Source organism: Pseudomonas sp. P4_C1, assembly GCF_056402155.1.
Genome location: NZ_JBFUHY010000032.1, coordinates 24,394 through 43,059, shown reverse-complemented (window position 1 = coordinate 43,059; position 18,666 = coordinate 24,394). Strand labels below are relative to the sequence as shown.

Annotated in this window: 11 protein-coding genes and 2 riboswitches; of the genes, 6 read left to right on the top strand and 5 right to left on the bottom strand. The window is 61.9% G+C overall.

The features are described from left to right. Window positions 1-46 precede the first annotated feature (46 nt). A riboswitch (cobalamin riboswitch) is annotated at window positions 47-272 on the bottom strand. A 205-nt stretch (window positions 273-477) separates the two neighbouring features. Next, window positions 478-690: riboswitch (cobalamin riboswitch) on the top strand. A 103-nt stretch (window positions 691-793) separates the two neighbouring features. The 5 genes from cobW to AC1DU9_RS18090 all read left to right on the top strand — a co-directional run bounded on the left by cobW (window position 794) and on the right by AC1DU9_RS18090 (window position 9,318). Continuing rightward, on the top strand, window positions 794-1,864 hold the full coding sequence (gene cobW, locus AC1DU9_RS18110) for a cobalamin biosynthesis protein CobW (protein WP_317851138.1): 1,071 nt from the start codon (window positions 794-796) through the stop codon (window positions 1,862-1,864). A 3-nt stretch (window positions 1,865-1,867) separates the two neighbouring features. Continuing rightward, window positions 1,868-5,725 carry a cobaltochelatase subunit CobN gene (gene cobN / locus AC1DU9_RS18105; RefSeq protein ID WP_223463283.1) on the top strand — a complete coding sequence of 1,286 codons (3,858 nt, stop codon included), beginning with the start codon at window positions 1,868-1,870 and terminating at the stop codon, window positions 5,723-5,725. Window positions 5,726-5,888: 163 nt separating this feature from the next. Continuing rightward, window positions 5,889-6,896 (top strand): magnesium chelatase ATPase subunit I, encoded by a 1,008-nt coding sequence (locus AC1DU9_RS18100; protein WP_223463284.1) that lies wholly within the window; start codon window positions 5,889-5,891, stop codon window positions 6,894-6,896. 119 nt (window positions 6,897-7,015) lie between these two features. Then, window positions 7,016-7,561, top strand: coding sequence for a vWA domain-containing protein (locus AC1DU9_RS18095; protein ID WP_317851139.1), 546 nt, complete (start codon window positions 7,016-7,018; stop codon window positions 7,559-7,561). Window positions 7,562-7,671: 110 nt separating this feature from the next. Next, window positions 7,672-9,318, top strand: a complete 1,647-nt coding sequence (locus AC1DU9_RS18090; protein ID WP_223463285.1) for a phospholipase D-like domain-containing protein — start codon at window positions 7,672-7,674, stop codon at window positions 9,316-9,318. 7 nt (window positions 9,319-9,325) lie between these two features. Here AC1DU9_RS18090 and AC1DU9_RS18085 read toward each other — a convergent pair whose 3' ends face one another. Continuing rightward, window positions 9,326-10,552: an NADH:flavin oxidoreductase/NADH oxidase family protein gene (locus AC1DU9_RS18085; protein WP_223463286.1), complete on the bottom strand. Its 1,227-nt coding sequence runs from the start codon at window positions 10,550-10,552 to the stop codon at window positions 9,326-9,328. Window positions 10,553-10,628: 76 nt separating this feature from the next. Between AC1DU9_RS18085 and AC1DU9_RS18080 the strand changes: the two genes are divergently transcribed. Continuing rightward, window positions 10,629-11,033 carry a MerR family transcriptional regulator gene (locus tag AC1DU9_RS18080; RefSeq protein ID WP_223463287.1) on the top strand — a complete coding sequence of 135 codons (405 nt, stop codon included), beginning with the start codon at window positions 10,629-10,631 and terminating at the stop codon, window positions 11,031-11,033. 92 nt (window positions 11,034-11,125) lie between these two features. Here the strand turns inward: AC1DU9_RS18080 and AC1DU9_RS18075 are convergent, their stop codons facing one another. The 4 genes from AC1DU9_RS18075 to wecB are packed head-to-tail and all read right to left on the bottom strand — an operon-like array spanning window position 11,126 to window position 18,487. Further along, a complete protein-coding gene (locus AC1DU9_RS18075; protein WP_223463288.1) occupies window positions 11,126-12,004 on the bottom strand; it encodes a DUF4434 family protein in 879 nt (292 codons plus the stop codon). After that, entirely contained in the window at window positions 12,004-15,168 is a 3,165-nt protein-coding gene (locus tag AC1DU9_RS18070) for an NfrA family protein (RefSeq protein WP_477810576.1), read from the bottom strand. Before AC1DU9_RS18070 ends, AC1DU9_RS18075 begins: the two co-directional genes overlap by 1 nt. Then, window positions 15,165-17,339, bottom strand: coding sequence for a cyclic di-3',5'-guanylate-activated glycosyltransferase NfrB (gene nfrB, locus AC1DU9_RS18065; RefSeq protein ID WP_223463290.1), 2,175 nt, complete (start codon window positions 17,337-17,339; stop codon window positions 15,165-15,167). The genes AC1DU9_RS18070 and nfrB overlap by 4 nt, the downstream gene beginning before the upstream one ends. Continuing rightward, window positions 17,336-18,487, bottom strand: a complete 1,152-nt coding sequence (gene wecB, locus AC1DU9_RS18060) for a non-hydrolyzing UDP-N-acetylglucosamine 2-epimerase (protein WP_223463291.1) — start codon at window positions 18,485-18,487, stop codon at window positions 17,336-17,338. Before wecB ends, nfrB begins: the two co-directional genes overlap by 4 nt. Window positions 18,488-18,666 lie beyond the last annotated feature (179 nt).

Here is an 18,666-nt window from a genome sequence, read left to right as displayed (position 1 = left end):
AAACAGCGCCCGCCCACCGCGGGTTTGTTGGTTCAGTGATCGTACTGGTCACTTTGTGTTGCGGGCCGGTCTCCGGGCTCACGAGGGGCGCAGGCGTTTGCCTGATCCTGCAAGCGCCACCTTCCCATGCCGTAGTGGCACAGTGGATCTGACGCTTCGCTCGCTTACCGTTGCGGGGGCAGCACCGGACTGACATGGCTTAAGAGTAAAGCACATGATTCACCGGTTTCCCGTTTCACCCTGTGAAGGGCACCCGTAACAAAGCGTGTAGGAGAGCATGGGCGGGGGCTGGGCGTCAATTGGCAAGGGTTCTCAATTCGGAACCGGGTCGACCCAATCGCGAGCAAGCTCGCTCCCACWTTTGACCGCATGCTCCTGACAGAACTCGATCCCCTGTGGGAGCGAGCTTGCTCGCGATGGCGTCATTTCAGGCACTAGAGAACTCAGCATGAACATTGACCCGCCCCAAGACCATGCGTAGCCTTGCGCTTTCGAGGTTCTTCGGCGTTTGTCGAAGCTAAGAAGGGAACGCGGTCGATGCCGCGGCTGCCCCCGCAACTGTGAACGGTGATGTTCGTTGCCACGCCACTGCTGACTCAATCCATGAGGCCGGCGGGAAGGCGCAGCGAATGCCAGGCTCAAGGCCGGCGCACCGTCAGCCAGGAGACCTGCCTCGTTACAGATTCTCAATTTCAACCGGGCGGGGTGATCCGGTGGCGAACTCTTCAGGCACGCGCGTCCGCGTTGCCGGTCGTCGTCCCGTATGCCCGCCACCTAAGCCATAGGGCATCCGATGAAAACACTGTCCAAACTCCCTGTCACCATCGTCACTGGCTTTCTTGGCTCGGGCAAGACCACGCTGCTGCGCCACATGCTTGACAACGCCCAGGGTCGCCGCATCGCGGTGATCGTCAACGAATTCGGTGAGTTGGGCATCGACGGCGAAATCCTCAAGCAGTGCTCCATCGGTTGCACCGAAGAAGAAGCCAAAGGCCGTGTCTATGAGCTGGCCAACGGCTGCCTGTGCTGCACGGTTCAGGAAGAATTCTTCCCGGTGATGCGCGAACTGGTGGCCCGTCGCGGCGATCTCGACCATATCCTCATCGAAACGTCCGGCCTGGCGCTGCCCAAGCCGCTGGTGCAAGCCTTCCAGTGGCCGGAAATCCGCAGTGCCTGCACGGTGGATGCAGTGATCACCGTGGTCGACAGCCCGGCCGTCGCCGCCGGCACCTTCGCCGCGTTCCCGGATCAGGTCGACGCCCAGCGCAAACTCGACCCGAACCTGGACCACGAATCGCCGCTGCACGAGCTGTTCGCCGACCAACTGGCCAGCGCTGACCTGGTGATCCTCAACAAAACCGACCTGATCAACCCGGCGGACCTGGCCCGTGTGCGCCTGGAAGTCGCCGAGGAATTGCCGCCAGCGGTGAAAATCGTCGAAGCCAGCAGCGGTCGCCTGCCGCTGGACGTGCTGATCGGCCTGGGTGCCGGCTCCGAAGAGCACATCGACAGCCGTCACAGCCACCACGACCATCATCACGATGGCGACGACGATCATGATGACCACGATCACGACGCCTTCGATTCGATCTCCATCGAACTGCCGCAAGCCGATGAAAGCCTGCTGATGGACGCGCTGACCCAACTGGTGGTCCAGCACGGCATCTTGCGAGTCAAAGGCTTCGCCGCCGTTCCGAACAAACCGATGCGCCTGCTGATCCAGGGCGTGGGCACGCGTTTCGACAAGCACTTCGACCGCCAGTGGGGCGCTGAAGAAACACGAGTCACCCGTCTGGTGCTGATCGGCCAGGAACTGGATGCCACGGTTCTCGAAGCGCAATTGCGCGCCGCGCTCAGCGTGTAAGCCATGCACCTGCTCAGGACCCAGCCCGGCGGTTTCGTGTCGGATGACAACATTGCCGACCTTGGACAAACCCCCGCCGAGCTGGTGATCCTGTGCAGCGGCGACTCCAGCCTGGCGCTGCTCGCCGAAGCGGCGCAGCAATTGCCCGACGATTACCCGAGCGTGCGCCTGGCCAACCCGATGCAGGTGCAGAACCATGCCTCGGTCGACTTGTACGTCGATGAAGTGCTGCGTCACGCAAAGGTGATCCTGATTTCGCTGCACGGCGGTATCGCCTATTGGCGTTACGGCATCGAGCGCCTGGTCGAGCTGTCGCAGCGCGGCGTGCAGGTGATTCTGGTGCCGGGCGATGATCGTCCGGACCCGGAGCTCAGCGACCTGAGCACCGTCGGCGCCGAGGACCGCGACCGGCTCTGGCAGTTTCTGCGCCAGGGCGGCATGGGCAACGCCCTCGATTTCTTCCGCTGCCTGGCCAACCGCTGGCTGGCCCGTGATTACACCTGGGGCGAGCCGCAGACCCTGCCACGCACGGCGATTTACCATCCGCACAAACACGCAGCCGCGCTGAGCGACTGGCAGGCCGGCTGGCACGCCGATCAACCGGTGGCGGCGGTGCTGTTCTACCGCTCGCACTTGCAGGCGGCGAACACTGCTTTTATTGATGTTTTTTGCCAGCGCCTGCAGGCGGCGGGGTTGAATCCGTTGCCGATTGCGCTGGCCAGCCTGAAAGAGCCCGGTTGTCTTACCGTGGTCGAGGACTGGCTGGATGAGGCCAGCGTCTCGGTGATCTTGAACACCACCGGCTTCGCCCAATCCAGTCCTGAAGCACCCCATCTACGGCCGTTTCGCCGCAATATCCCGGTGATCCAGGCGATTTGCGCCCAGGACAACGAGCCCGGTTGGCGCGCCAGCGAACAAGGGCTTGGCCCCCGTGACCTGGCGATGCACATAGCCTTGCCTGAGCTGGACGGACGCATCATCAGCCGCCCGATCAGTTTCAAGGACCTGGCGTGGCGCAGTGAGCGCAGTCAGTCGGATGTGGTGTGCTACCGGGCCCAACCTGAGCGTATGGATTTCGTTGCCGAACTGGCCCGGCGCTGGGTCGATCTGGCGCGGGTGCCCAATGCAGAAAAACGCATTGCCTTGATTCTCGCCAATTACCCGACCCGCGACGGCCGCATCGGTAACGGCGTCGGCCTAGACACCCCGGCAGCCGCGCTGAATATTCTGCGGGCGCTGCATGCCGAAGGTTATCCGTTGCCGGCTGAGTTGCCGGACAGCGGCACAGCATTGATCCAGCAGTTGCTGGGCGGCGTCAGCAACGATCTCGATACCCTTGACCTGCGTCCCTGCCAGCAAAGCCTGGGGATGGATGATTATCTGGCGATGTTCAATGCACTGCCCGAAGCCAATCGCGCGGCGGTGCTCGAACGTTGGGGCGCACCGGAAAACGACCCCATGTGCCGCAGCGCACGGATGATGATCGCCGGCCTGCGCTTCGGCCTGACCTTCGTCGGCATTCAACCGGCCCGGGGTTACCAGGTCGACCCGAGCGCGGTGTATCACGACCCGGACCTGGTCCCGCCCCACGGTTACCTGGCGTTTTACTTCTGGCTGCGCAACACCTACGGCGCCCACGGCGTGATCCACGTCGGCAAGCACGGCAACCTCGAATGGCTGCCGGGCAAAGGCGTGGGGCTCTCGGAAAACTGCTGGCCGGATGCACTGCTCGGGCCGCTGCCGAACATCTATCCGTTCATCGTCAACGACCCGGGTGAGGGCGCCCAGGCCAAACGGCGCACCCAGGCGGTGATCATCGATCACCTGATGCCACCGCTGACCCGCGCCGAAACCTACGGCCCGCTGCGCAACCTCGAGCTGTTGGCCGACGAATATTACGAAGCGCAGTTGCTCGATCCGCGCCGCGCCCGCGAGTTGCAGCGCGACATCCTGCAACTGGTGCGCGACACGCACATCGACCGTGAACTGCAACTGGACGAGCAGCTCGACGGCGATGCCGATGCAGCGATCTGGTTGCCGCGACTCGACACTTATCTGTGCGACTTGAAAGAGTCGCAGATCCGCGATGGCCTGCATGTGTTCGGCGAGTCGCCCACCGGTCGTTTGCGTATCGATACGTTGCTCGCGTTGTTGCGTATTCCACGGGGCGATGGCCGGGGCGCGCAGTCGAGTCTGCTGCGGGCACTGGCCAAGGCTTTCGAACTGGGTTTCGACCCGCTCGATTGTGCGCTGGCCGAACCGTGGACAGGGCCGCGCCCCGAGGCTCTTGAGAACATCAGCGAAGAGACCTGGCGTACGGCGGGCGATACCCGCGAACGCCTGGAGTTGTTCGCCGCGCAGTTGATTTCGGACGTTTTGAATAGCACCTGTAGGAGCGAGCCTGCTCGCGATGGTGTGTCAGCCACATTGATGTCAACTGATACACCATCGCGAGCAGGTCGGAACGCCGCACCGTCGCTCCTACAGGGGGCAGGCTGGGCAGAGGTGAGCGCCATTATCGATGGCCTGCGCGAGGTGGTCGCCCCGCGTCTGGACGCCTGCGGTCCGGCGGAAATGCGCGGTCTGCTAGACGCCCTTGGCGGTCGCTTCGTCCCGGCCGGTCCCAGCGGCGCGCCGAGTCGTGGGCGTCTGGACGTGCTGCCCACCGGGCGCAATTTTTACTCGGTGGACGTGCGCAACCTGCCGACCACCACGGCGTGGCGCATCGGTTTCCAGTCGGCCAACCTGATCCTCGAACGGCACCTGCAAGACCACGGCGATCATTTGCGCCAGCTCGGTCTGTCGGTGTGGGGCACCGCGACCATGCGTACCGGCGGCGATGACATCGCCCAGGCGATGGCGTTGATGGGCGTGCGCCCGGTCTGGGCGACCGGCAGCCAGCGGGTCGATGATTTCGAGATTCTGCCGCTGAGTTTGCTTGACCGTCCGCGGGTCGACGTGACCTTGCGTGTTTCCGGGTTCTTCCGCGATGCCTTTGCCAATCTGATTCGCTTGTTCGACGCGGCGGTGCAAGCGGTGGCCGACCTCGATGAGCCGGACGACCTCAATCCGCTGGCGGCCAAGGTGCGCGCCGAGCGTGCAGCCTTGCTGCAGACGGGGCTCGATGAAGACGCGGCGCGACGCCAGGCCGGCTGGCGGATTTTCGGCGCCAAGCCCGGTGCCTACGGCGCAGGGGTGCAGGGCGCCATCGATGGTCGCCTGTGGCAGAGCCGCGAGGATTTGGCCGAGGTTTACCTCAACTGGGGCAGCTATGCTTACGGCGGTTCCGACGAAGGCACCGCCGCCCGCGAACAGTTCAGCCAGCGCCTGAGCCAGGTACAGGCGGTGCTGCAAAACCAGGATAACCGCGAGCATGATTTGCTCGACTCCAACGATTACTACCAGTTCCAGGGCGGTATGCTCGCAGCGGTGGAAAGCCTGAAAGGCGAGGCCGCGGCCAGTTATCATGGCGATCACAGCCAACCGGACCTGCCGAAGATTCGCACCTTGAAGGAAGAGCTGAACCGGGTGATCCGTTCCCGGGCCGCCAATCCGAAGTGGCTCGAAGGCGTTAAGCGTCACGGCTACAAAGGTGCGTTCGAAATGGCCGCGACGGTCGATAACCTGTTCGCCTTCGACGCCACCACGCAGTTGATTGATGATCACCAGTACGCCTTGCTGGCGGATGCCTATTTGCTCGATCCGGACACTCGGGATTTTGTCCGTGAACACAATCCCCATGCCTTGCGCGACATGACCGAGCGCATGCTCGAGGCGCAACAGCGCGGGATGTGGAAGGAGCCCGGTGAGTACCGAGAGGCGCTGGAGAATTTGTTGCTGGATATAGAAGAAGACAGCTGACGCACTTAAACCTGTGGGAGCGAGCTTGCTCCGGGCGGCGTTCCGACGATGACATTCGTTCAGTCGACAAAAATGTTGCCTGACATTCCGCCATCGCGAGCAAGCTCGCTCCCACAGGGATTGGGGCGCCGGTGAGATCACCGACCATGACCGAGATAAAACAATGACCGACACCCCGCACTTTCCCCTCTCCGCCGTGGTCGGTGCCGACGACTTGAAGCTGGCCCTGTACCTGACCGCCATCGACCCGAAAATCGGCGGCGTGCTGATCGAAGGCCCGCGGGGCATGGCCAAGTCGACCCTGGCCCGCGGTCTGGCGGACCTGCTGGCCAGCGGTCAGTTCGTCACATTGCCATTGGGTGCCACCGAGGAGCGCCTGGTCGGCACCCTTGATCTCGATGCGGCGCTAAGCGAAGGGCGCGCACAGTTTTCCCCCGGCGTACTGGCCAAGGCTGATGGTGGCGTGCTCTATGTCGACGAGGTCAATCTGTTGCCTGATCACCTCGTTGACCTGCTGCTCGATGTGGCTGCCAGCGGCATCAATCTGGTGGAGCGTGACGGCATTTCCCATCGGCATTCGGCGAAGTTCGTGCTGATTGGCACCATGAACCCGGAAGAGGGTGAACTGCGTCCGCAATTGCTTGACCGTTTCGGCTTGAACGTCGCCCTCGGTGGACACACTGCGCCAACCGAGCGCGGCCAGATCATCCGTCGTCGCCTGGATTTCGACAGCGATCCACAAGGTTTCTGTGCCGAATGGGAGTCGGCGCAGGCGTCTTTGCGCGAACGTTGCCAGAACGCACGCAATGCACTGGCAAGCATTCCCCTCGACGACCAGGCGCTGGCACAGATTACCGAACGCTGCTTTGCCGCGGGCGTCGATGGCTTGCGCGCCGACCTGGTCTGGCTGCGTGCCGCACGGGCTCATGCCGCCTGGCGCGGGGCGAAGGCCATCGCCGAGGAAGATATCGACGCCGTCGCCGAGTTCGCCTTGCGCCATCGTCGTCGCGAGCACTCAGCACCGGCTCCTGCGCAATCCCAAGCGGCGCAACCCTGCGCGCCGCAGAACGCCAATCCCGGCGAAGGGCAGGGCCAGTGGGGCGAATTGCCCGCCCAGGCGCTGGCGGTCGGCGCACGACGTGAAGTGCCGAGCTGGCCAAAAAAGCCCTAGGCATTCGCCCTCGCTCAGACGCGGGGGCGAATGCCAGACCCCGGGCCGGGCGGCTGGACCACGGCAAACAGGGCAAGCGTCATGCAGCACGTAGCGGTTCGATCAACTGGCCAGGCACCTTGCTTAATGGTCGGCCCCGTCAGCGTGCTGATCTGTTGTATCAACTGCGCACCCGTTCGCCCCATGAACTGTGGCTGGTGATTGTCGATGCGTCGGCTTCGACCCGCCGTCATCAGGCGTTGAGTGATGCCAAAGGCTTGCTGGCGCAGCTGTTCGATGATGCCTACCGCCAACGTGCGCGCCTGGCGTTGCTGACCGCCAGCGGCTCGGTGCCCAAGTGGCAGGTGCAAGGGTTGAAGGCTTCCAACGGTTTGCGCCATTGGCTCGATGGGCTCGGCGCAGGTGGTGGAACGCCGTTGCTGGCGGCGCTGGGTGAGGCGAGGCACTGGCTGACCGCGCGGCAAAAACGCTTTCCGGCGGAACAGCAAAGACTTTTATTGGTGACCGATGGGCGGCTGAAGGACTGGTCCATACTGCCGGCAATCGAATGCCCAGGTCTGGTGATCGACATCGAACGCGGGCCGATTCGTCTTGGGCGCAGCAAAGTTTTGGCTGCGCAGCTGCAATCGGATTATCGACATATGGACGAGCTGCTTCCAGGCTGAGCATTGCGCTGTCTGTGCTCGCGAAGGCATCAATCCGGTTTCGGGTCGTCAGGGTAAAAAATTCATCGACGATCTATGCTCACCGGGCAAATCCATCACAGGAGTGAACCATGCGTATCCTGGCCGTCAATGAACAGGGCGATTTTCGCGTCAAGGCTTACGCCGGCACCAATGGCGTGCTGTTGGCCATGGACCTGGCCGAATCCCGTCGCATTGGCCTGTTGGGTTTTGCCATTGAAAAACAGCAGGGCAGCAAACCCTGGATGTTTCTGTTCAATAGCCTGACGTTCCCGGACAAGGACCATACCTTCCCCCAGTTTCACGCCACGCCCAGCGATATCGCACCGTTACAGAAATTCCGCTGGGCCGATTACGCGGTCAATCCGGGGATGACGATCCATTATCGGGTCTACCCGGTCTACGGCAGCCACAATGCGCCACAACTGGGTGAGTGCCTGGAGGTAACGGTCACCTCCGACGATGGCCATCCCGGCAACCAAAGTGTCAACTTCAACCGCGCAGTAGCCGCCAGTCAGGCGTTCGAGCGCAAGTTTCCCGATCTCGATGCACTCATTGGCAAAAGGAACAAGCTGCCCATCGAAGCCTGGCCCGAAGCCCCGCGTAGATGGTTGGAGAACGGTTTGCTCGGGCGCTTGTTGGGGTTTATCGCGCGTGCTGTCGATGGCCAGTGGGCGCTGGATATCGCCATCTATGAGTACCAGTTACAGGTGATAGTCGACGCAGTGGAGGCTGCGCTGGAACGCGGCGTGAAAGTTCGCGTCCTTTATCACGCGCAACCGGGCGAAGACACTACCGCCTTGAACGAGGTCAGCCTGAAAAATATCCCCCAGGCGAACAAACGCGGGCGGGTCACCCACAATATCTTTCACAACAAGTTTATGGTCTTGAGTCGGCTCGACGCAGCGGGGCAGCATCAACCCGAAGCGGTACTCTGCGGCAGTACCAACTTCACCCCCAACGGTGTTTACCGTCAGGCCAACGTGGTGCATGTGCTGGACGATACGCGGCTCAGTACCCGTTATCTGCAAACCTTCGAGCAGGTCTGGAGCACGCCGGCAGATGTCGGCGCCACGCGGCAATGGATCACGCAGCACAACCCGATGGATCCGACGCAGGCACTTTTCGCCGGGTTCTCGCCGCGCTCGGGCGGGGGTGACCTGGATGAGTTCGTCTCGATCATCAATGCCGCGAAAAAGGACGTGCTGTTCGTCACTGCGTTCGCCTTGCCCGATGCCATCCTCAACGCCTTGCTCGGCTTGCCCCATGACGACATCCTGCGCTATGGCCTGCAAAACACCGCCAGCGAAATCACCGGGTTTCATGCCGACCGTACCGCTGAATTCACCACCGTTGCCCTGCTCGACAAAGGGCTGGAAGGCTGGCTCCAGGAAAGCAGGGAGGGTCAGAAGGGCAATATCCTGGTGCACACCAAAGCCATCGTCACTGACTTCACCAGTGATGCGCCGACGATCATAAGCGGTAGCCACAACCTCAGCGACGCAGCCAGCAACGGCAATGACGAAAACTATCTGATCATTCGCGGCGATACCGATCTGGCAGACCGTTATGGCCTGGAGTTGCTGCGGTTCTACGAGCATTACCGCTTTCGCTATTTCGCGAAAAAACTTGCGCTCAAGCAGGTCCAGCCGTTGGCGACGGATAACAGCTGGACTGATCACTATTACCGCGCGGGGGATCTACGGATGTTGTCGCGACTGCGGTTTACCGGCCAATAGCGATCCATCAGTCCGCGCTCATGGCCCGGCGATACTGACGCGTGCGTTTGGCGATGTATAACTGATCAATAATCAACGCCAACAACGCCGAAACCTTGGGTCGGGTGGTGCGCCCACGGCTCAAGCGATGCAGCTGGAACTTGACCACCGCCATGTTCGCCAACGCCGCCAGGGGCTTGCGCTTCCAGCGGATCGGCGGCAGCTGCGGATGAATGTCCCGGCCTTCGCGCCAGTGCTTGACCAGGTGCGGTTCCACGGCCAGCGCGGTGCCGATGCCGGCCATGGCGATGCCGCTGTCGAGGACCTGTTCGACGATTGCCAAACGCCGGATCCCGCCCGTCACCATCACCGGCATCCGCGCTACGCTGGCCAGTTCACCGGCCATTTCCAGAAAGTATGCCTCCCGCGCCAGGGTCCGGCCGTCGCGCGCTTCGCCTTGCATGGCCGGTGCTTCGTAACTGCCGCCGGAGAGTTCCAGCAGGTCGATCGGTTGTTCGTTGAGCCACTGGATTACCTGCCGTGCATCATCGGCATCGAAACCGCCGCGCTGGAAGTCCGCTGAGTTGAGTTTTACTGACACACAGAATTGCGGCGACACCGCCTGGCGAACCGCCGCGACGACGGACAACAGCAGGCGCGCACGATTTTCCAGCGAACCGCCCCATTGATCGGTGCGCCGATTGGTGAGCGGCGAAAGGAACTGGCTGATCAGGTAGCCGTGGGCGGCGTGGACCTGCACCCCGGTAAAGCCGGCTTTCTCCGCCAGTGCGGCGCTGGTGGCGAAGCGTCGGATCACCTCCTGGATGTCGTCCTCGTTCATGGGTTTGGGTTCGGCGAACATCTTCGAAAACTGACCGAGATCCAGCGCAACCGCCGATGGCGCCAAGGCTTGCTGGCCGAGGTTGGCCATGGTCTGGCGGCCAGGATGGTTGAGCTGCACCCAGAAGTGCGCACCGCCGGCCCGGCCGACACTTGCCCACTGGCGGAAGCGTTCCAGATGGCGCTCGTCTTCCAGCGCTACACCGCCGGGGCCGGTCATGGCGCGGCGGTCGATCATCACATTGCCGGTCAGCAACAAGCCGGCTTCGCCCTCGGCCCAGGCCTGATAGAGGCGCAACAGCGCCTGGTCGGGCACCTGATCGGTATTGGCGAGGTTCTCTTCCATCGCGGCTTTGGCAATGCGATTGCCGATGATCTGGCCGTTGGGCAGATTCAAGATCTGGAAGGGCGACATGCTTGACTCCTCGAAGTGATGAGCAGAGGCTAAGCTTAAAGTTAACTTTAATGTCAAGCGAATAAATGAGGCCCCTATGAAGATTGGGGAATTGGCACAGTTGAGTGGGTTGACCGCCTCGCGCATCCGTTTTTACGAGTCTCAGGGATTGATCCGCCAGGTCGAGCGCTCTGCCAACGGTTATCGGCGTTACTCGCAACAGGCGCTGCAAACCCTGCAACTCATCCAGTGCGCACAACAAGCGGGTTTCAGCCTGGAAGAACTCAAGCAGTTACTGCCGGATAATGTGACGGGCGCGTTCAAGCACGATGAGTTGATGGCCGGCCTGCATCGCAAGATCGAGCAGATCGAAGAAATGCAACGGCACCTGGCCCATAGCAAGGCGCAGTTGCTGGGCTGGATCGACACCATTCAGGCCAGGCCCGAAGGCATGAGCTGCGATGAAAATGCCGAACGGGTGATGACGTCATTCAAGCATTAGGTCAGCCATGGGACATGGGGGCAGGCCTGCTCGCGGATTGGATGGATCGGTTCATAAGCCCAGCCGGCACCGATCTTTTCAACATTTCGTCTTCAATGGTTCTGTACATCGCCGACCTCGTTTTTGTGCTGGTTGTCGAGAATCGCCTTACCCCATGGTCGATAGCGCAGGGAGAAAACCGACGTAGGGTGGCAGCCCGACGAGGTTGATTGCGGGGGCATCGGTTCGGCACGGAAAGGTTGCCCGGCAGCACTGACTTGCCGGAAGGCTTCCCTGACGATGCCGATGGAGCAGGGCAGTGCATTGGCGTAGCCGTTGCGAACCACGGGTGGCAAGCGTCCAGTGCCGGCTCCGTCCTGCCACCATACCTGGATTCCGGCGTTGGCCACTTCGCCCAGCCACTGGCCATTCACCTGTGGCGCAAGTTTACCGACGCTGAATACGCTGATGTGCAGCGGCGCGTCGAGCTTGCCAGCGAAATCCTTGAGTTGGCGTTGCAGGGTTTGCCGACGATCGAGCGGTAGAAAGTGCGAGTCATCCAGTTCCATGGGTAAATACCAGCCGCTGACCGGGAGTTTCCAGTCCTTGCGCAACGTCTGCTGCCGGGCCAGCGACAGCCCCAGTTGCGCCTGCCAGTAGGTCGCCAGCCCGGCACTGTCCAGCTCATCGATGCGCTGGTAATAGGCCGGGTCCATGCGCAGGCCCAGCACCAGTTTCAAGCCTTGGGCCTGGGCCAGTTTCAGGCTGGTCGCGAGCCAGCCGTTGGCGCCGCCGAAGTCCGAGTCACCGTAGGCCGTCCACTGCACGATCACCGTGTGCGCGCCTTGGCGCGCAGTGTCCTGCCAGATTCGCTGCCATTGCGCCTGGCTCAGGTTGGCATCGACATTGAGCGGCTGATAGAAAATCCGTTCGTCGGCATGGGTCGCCGTGGCGCCCAACAGCAGGCACACAGCCAAAAGAAGTCGCTTCATCAGAAATTCAACTCCACGCCCACCAGCACGCCGTTACCRCCGTCATACAGATTGCCGCCCAACGCTTGTTGATACTCGGTGCGCACCGTCAGGTGCGCGCGATAGGCATTGTAAATGTCATCGTTGAACCACCATTGCCAACGCAGGCCCAGACCGGTGCGCAGATCCTGGCGCCAGTCGTTGCTCGGGTCCTGGCTGGCGAATTCGAGGAAACCGTACGGCATGATCGTTTGCGCGCCGTTGAACGGCAGCTTCCAGGTGTGACCCTGTTGGAAGCGCGACAGCCATTGATGGTCGCCGGCCTTGGTCCACCACGCCGCATCGAGGTAGAGGAAGCGCTCCTCCCAATCGCTTTCATCGACCCGCCAATCGTTGCGGAATCGACCCTGATCAAGGAACGACGCCGTTGACCGCAGCAGGTAGTCGGTGGTGGTGTGACCATCATCGCGGTGATCCTCGGCCTGATCGGATACCTTGTCGGGGACCAGCATTTGGCCGAGGCTCAGGCCATTGTTGTCCTGGTCATCAAACTGGCTTTGTTTGTAGATCTCGCCATAGAAGTTGATGTTGGCGGTGCCCCTGGGCTTGTAGCGCAGGCCGACGCCGGTACCCAGGGATTCGGCATAGCTCGACCGGCCCACGCCGCCAAGCAACACACGGCCATAGACCGACAGCGAACTGCCTGCGCGACTGGGTTCATCGCCCAATGCGTGGTCCCACATGGCCAGTTGCACGTTCTGCGAGCTGGAGCGTCGCTGCGTGCCGGTGCTCTGGTCAGGGCGCACGAAGTCGTTGGTCGATATCCCGGCCGGCGACCAGGTACTGGCGATGGTGACTGAGTCGCGACGGGACAGGCTTTCATGAGCGCGACGCTGGCGATAGCGCCGTGCCTCCATGCTGCCTTCTTCGTCATCGGCGGCCACCGGGCTCTGCTCCAGGTCGATCACGCGCTGCAGTTCCTTGCGCGCCGAGGCGCTGTCCTCGACCTCGTCATAACGCCAGGCCAGGGTTTCGCCGAGGCGATAGTCTTCCGGGAAATCCTGGGTGGCACGTTGCAGATACGGGATGGAGCGGGCGCGTTCCGCCTTGGTCTCGGCACTGGCCAGGCGCACGCCATAGTCGGCACGATAACGGGGATTGTCCGGTTCGCGCCGCGCCGCTTCGGCCAGCCATTCGGTACTTTGTTGCAGGTCGCCGGCCTTTTGCGCAGTGACCGAAGCCGCATAGTAATGCTCGGCATCGGGTACCAGCTGCAGGGCGGAACGCTGGCGTTGCAGCGCGAGGGTGTGATCGCCCTGGGCATCGGCAATCGCCGCGCCCAACGTCCACTCATTGGCACCACGGGTGCGGCTTAGTTGCCAGTAGCGTTCGGCTGTTTGCGTGGCGCCGATATTCAGGGCGCCGCGGCTGGTAGTGAGGCGGGCATTGTCGCTGAGTTCGGCGTCCGGAATGCTGCGCCAGATGGTCAGGGCACCCGCCGAGTCTCCGGCAGCTTCCAGGGCGTAGGCGAGTGGCAGGCGAGTGTTCTGGTCACCCATTTTTTCGGCGCTCTGGTAATACACTACCGCTTCGCCGGGGCGCTCGGGCATTGCACAACGGCCGAGGGCGCGGTAGTCGCCCGCGGCTTGCGGTTGATCGCCAATCGCCTGTTGAACCGCGCCGCACTGGCCGTTTTCCGCCAGTTGCGCCAGCAGCTGCCCGCGAGTGGCGGGGTCGACGAGGTTGAGCAACGAAACGATGCGTCGCTGTTGCGCTGGGGTCGGTGTCGACGCGGCATACAACCCCGCCAACCGTTGCAGCAGGGGCGTCGGCAGCTTGCCGCCGTGGCGGTCGAAGGCGCTCTCGAGCAATTGCTGCGCATGTTCGCGCTGGCCGGCTTTCAGCGCCAGGTAGGTCGCCTGATTGAGCGAATCGAGGTTGCCGGTCTGCTGGTAATGCCGCTCCCAGAATGCCGCCGCCTCGGTATCGTGATCMGATGCCTGGAGCAGTTCAGCGCGGCGTTTGACCACGTCGGCGGTCTGCGGCTGGCTGGCGAGGTAGGCCATGACTTTGTCGCTGCGGCCTTCCTCCTGCCAGACGTCGAACAGGTGTTCGCGGCGTCGCGTGTCCCAGGGCTCCGGCAGACGGGTCGTTTGCAGCAGGTCGGTGGCTTGCAGGCGCTGGGCGAGGACCAGCCACGCTTGCGGATTTTCTTCGGGCTGGCAACCTTTCAACTGGGTCAGTGCCGCTTGCGGATCGCGACGCGACAGCCAGTCGGCGGTCTCCAGGCACGGCCGCTGCAACTCACCACTCAAGCGTTGTACCGTGGCGCTGTCGCCGGTTTGCCGCGCCAGTTCCCACAGACGCTGGCGTTGCGCCGGATTGGCAAGATCGGCGGGCGGCAGCGATTGCATCCAGCGCTGCGCCTGCTGGACCTGGCCCATGGCAATCGCTCGGTCAACCATGGCCAGTCGGGTCTTGCGCGCGGCTTCCGGGCTTGGCGCCGTTTGCAGCAATTGCTGCAAAGGTTGCTCGTCGAGGCGTTGCACGTAGGCGTTGGCCAGGCGTTGCCAGCTTTGGGCATCGAGTTGTTGTTTTGCGGCCAGGGGCGCGAGTTCCTTGATGGTGCTATCCCAATCGTGCAATTGCTCGGACCAATTGGCCCGGGCCTGTTGCAGCGCTTGCTCATCACCCTTGGGTGGCAGTTGCGCCAGCCAGTCATGGGCCGAGGCCGCGCCACCGCGCTTGGCCAGGCTGGCGCTGTAGGCCTGCCATAGGCGCACCCGCTGTTCCAGATTGCTGGAGGCTATCCATTGCTCCACCTGTTTTCTGTCCGGCGGATCCTGTTCGATCCAGGCCAGGCGCAGGTTGAGCAGGGCTTCGCTGTTGGCCGGGGTATCCTGCAGCGCTTGCACGGCGTCTTCGTAGCGTTGCTGCTTGACCAGCGATTGCACCAGCAGTGCCCGTGCTTCATCATTTCCTGGCACTTGGCTCAGCAGGTGACGCATCAGCCGTTCGACTTCCTTCCAGTTGCCGTTTTTCGCTTCGCGGTAACTGCGGTCCATATAGGGGTAACTGCGGAACTGATCGAAATCGGTCAAGGGTTCGGCTTGCACCCACGTCGGCGTGTTCAGGCAGAGCAACAGGCTACTGGCCATCAAGGTCTGACGATGGACAGGCTTCATGCGGCCTCCCGGGCAATGCAGTAGGCAGCGTGCTGCTCGCTCGCCTGATCGACCAAGGCCTGTTCGAGAATTTCCTGTGTAATCATGCCGCGTTCAATCAAGTGTTCACCTAAAGCCATTCTTTCCGCATCGAAATCGATCAGCGCCTGATTGAACAGGGTTGGCGGCACCATGCCGCGTACTTGCAACAGATTGCCCAGCAATACCTGGTGATGGCTGACGCGCTCGATCAGGTCTTCGTCGTCCTGATTTTTTTCGAGCACCTCAAGCATCTGATGTACTTCTTCGTTTTGACGAGGGCTGGCGTACCAGTAGCGGATCCCCAGCGTCACCCGGCCTTGTGGGGCAAGGCGGCAACGCACCGGGCGCTTCAGTTGACGGCTGATGGCTCCCAGGGACACCTGGCTCACCGGCCCTTCGGAGGCCAGTACCAGGGTTTCGTTTTCCTCGCCGACCGGCAGCACGCCGTAGTGCGTGGCGATTTTGCGCGGCACGGCGTCGATCAGGCGTTTGTCGAGCTTGAACGGATTGAGTGGCGCCCATTCCAGGTCCAGTTGTTCGGCCAGAGCCTGCACCAGTTGCGTGGTGTCGATGTGCCCGCGCAGCAGTAGTTCCTGACCCAGGCGCCGGCGTACCGGGTTGGTGATCGCGGCTTCGAGTTGATCTTCAGAGAGCAGGCCTTTTTCCACCAGACGATGGCCCAGCGGGGTGCGTTGGGCCTCGGCCAGGGCCGGAAACTCATGGGTGGTCTTGTCCCAGGCGACGCGCCGGGAATCGCCCATTTCCATCACTTGGCGCAACGCCCGAAGGTTGGCGAAGAAATTGACGAAATTGCTCCACACCATCCGGGGGGCCGACAGTAGTCCTTCGCCCAGTCCGTAAAAGCGGGTGACAAACCAACCGCGCTGGAATAGACGATTGAGCAGCATGAAACCATTGAGCCACAGCAGGCCCACCAGCAACGCGCTGTCAGAGAGGATCGAGGGGAACCGCCAGGCATTCGGCGCGAACTCGGTGACCAGCCACAGCGCGAGCATCACCACCAGCAGAATGTTCACCAGGAAGCTCAACAGGTACGCAATCAGGCCACGGCGGTCGCGCCACAGAAAATAATTGAGCATGCCTTTGCGGCTCCAGCCCAGATTCTTGGTGCCCTGGAACACAATGCCGACGATCCAGCGCGACTTCTGCCGGATCGCGTACTGCAAGTCCCGGGGAAAGTGCTCGCGCACGCAGATCACCTGGGAAAAGGCGCGGTCCATGCCGAACACCCAGGGTTGTTCCAGTGCCAGTTTCGGGTCGGTCACCGAATAGCGGGCAAAGATGCACTTCATGCCTTTTTGCTTGAGGCGAAAACCGATGTCGTAGTCTTCGGTCAGGCTCTGCACGTCGAAAGCGATACCGTCACCGTCCTCGAGCAGGGCACTGATGGCCTTGCGGCTGAAACAGGTGCCGACGCCGGCGCTGGGCACTTGCCCGGTCAATGCTTCACGCACGATGACGTCCTTGCCATGGTTCTCGGCGAACTCGTCGACGTAATGCCCGGCAGTGAAACCATTCCATTGCGGCGCGTAGGGATAGACCGGAATCTGGATCAGGTCCTTGGCCGGCAGCAGGTAGTTGAACAGGCGCAACTCCATGGGCGAAATCACGTCCTCGGCATCGTGCAGGATGAAGCCGGCGAACTGGATCTTTGCATCGCTTTCAAAACGCAGGATGGCGTCGATCACGTTGTTCAGGCAGTCGGCCTTGCTGGTGGGGCCGGGACGGGCGCACACCACTTTGTGCACGTTGGGATAATGCCGGCACACCGCATCGACGTCGGCCTGGGTCTCGGCGTCGTTGGGGTAGGTGCCGACGAAAATCTGATAGTTCTCGTAGTCGATGGTCGAGGCGGCCAGGCGCGCCATCTCGCCGACCACGCCGACTTCGTTCCACGCCGGCACCATGATCGCCAGGGGTTTTTCGCCGATGGTGTACAGCCGTTGCTCATCGGCGCGCTCGAATTTTTCATAGATCCGCCAGCGCCGGATCAGTTTGCGGGTCCAGTACACCAGGTCGATGAACAGGTCATCGAGCCCGAGTATGAACATCAGCAGGGCCAGGGTAATCGCGAGGTATTTGAGTCCGAACAACGCATAGGCAAAGAGGTCGACAAACACCAGGCTCATACGGCTTTTCCAGCCGTACGGTGTTTGAGCCAGATGACGAGGCGATTGGCGATGCGCTCGCTGGCGTGCCCGTCGCCATAAGGGCTGTGGACCCGGCTCATGCGCTCGAAGGTGGCTTGATCATCGAACAACAGGCTCGATTCATTGACGATGCGATCGGTGTCGGTGCCCACCAGCACCACAGTTCCGCCTTCGAGCGCCGATGGCCGCTCTGTGACATCGCGAAGCACCAGGAGCGGTTTGCCAATGGCCGGCGCTTCCTCCTGGATGCCACCGGAATCGGTGAGAATGAAATAAGCGCGGTCCATCAGCCACACGAAGTGCTGGTAATCCTGTGGCGCCACCAGATAGATATTGGGTTTGTCCGAGAGAACGCTGTAGACCGCCTTTTGCACCTGCGGATTGAGGTGCACCGGATAGACGAATTGTACATCGGGATAACGTTCGGCAAGGGTGGCCAGGGCCAGGCAGATGTTGCGGAAGCCGCCGCCGAAGTTCTCCCGGCGATGCCCGGTGATCAGCACCATGCGCCGGTTGTCGTCGAGCACGGCCAGCGGCGAATCGGCGGCCGGGTGCCAGTGGACTTCCTGTTGGTGTTTGCGCATCCATACCAGCGCATCGATCACCGTGTTACCGGTGACCTCGATGTTGGCCTTGGACACACCTTCGCGCAGCAGGTTGTCCTGGTTGAGGAGGGTCGGTGCGAAATGCAGGTCGGCGATGACACCGGTCAGGTGTCGGTTGGCTTCTTCCGGCCAGGGTGCGCGTAAGTTGCCGGTACGCAAACCCGCCTCGACGTGGCCGATGGGTATCTGGCGATTGAAGGCGGCGAGGGCGGCAATGAAACTGGTGGTGGTGTCGCCATGCACCAACACGATATCCGGATTCACTCGCTCGTAGGCTTTGTCGAGATGCCCCAGCAATTGTTCGGAGAGACCGTTGAGGGTCTGGCCCTGGGTCATCACCTGCAAGTCTTCGTCGACCGTCAGTTCGAACGAGTCGAGGACCTGCTTGAGCATTTCCCGGTGCTGGCCGGTGGAGCAGATGTTCAGGGAGATACCCGGCCAATTGCGCAGGACTCGTGCCAAGGGGGCCATCTTGATAGCCTCCGGACGCGTACCGAAAACCATCATGACTTTAAATGACATCAACCCTCCTTGGACCGCACTCGCCGAATACGGCGCGGTTGCTAAAACCGGTAATTTCTAGGGCGTACAATAAAGCAGTCGGACGGGTGGTTGTCCAATTATGYAGTTCAGAGTCGCGGGTTTTGCTTCGAATGGGTTCATGTGCACCCAATTGAGAACCAGATACCCGTCCCCTGTAG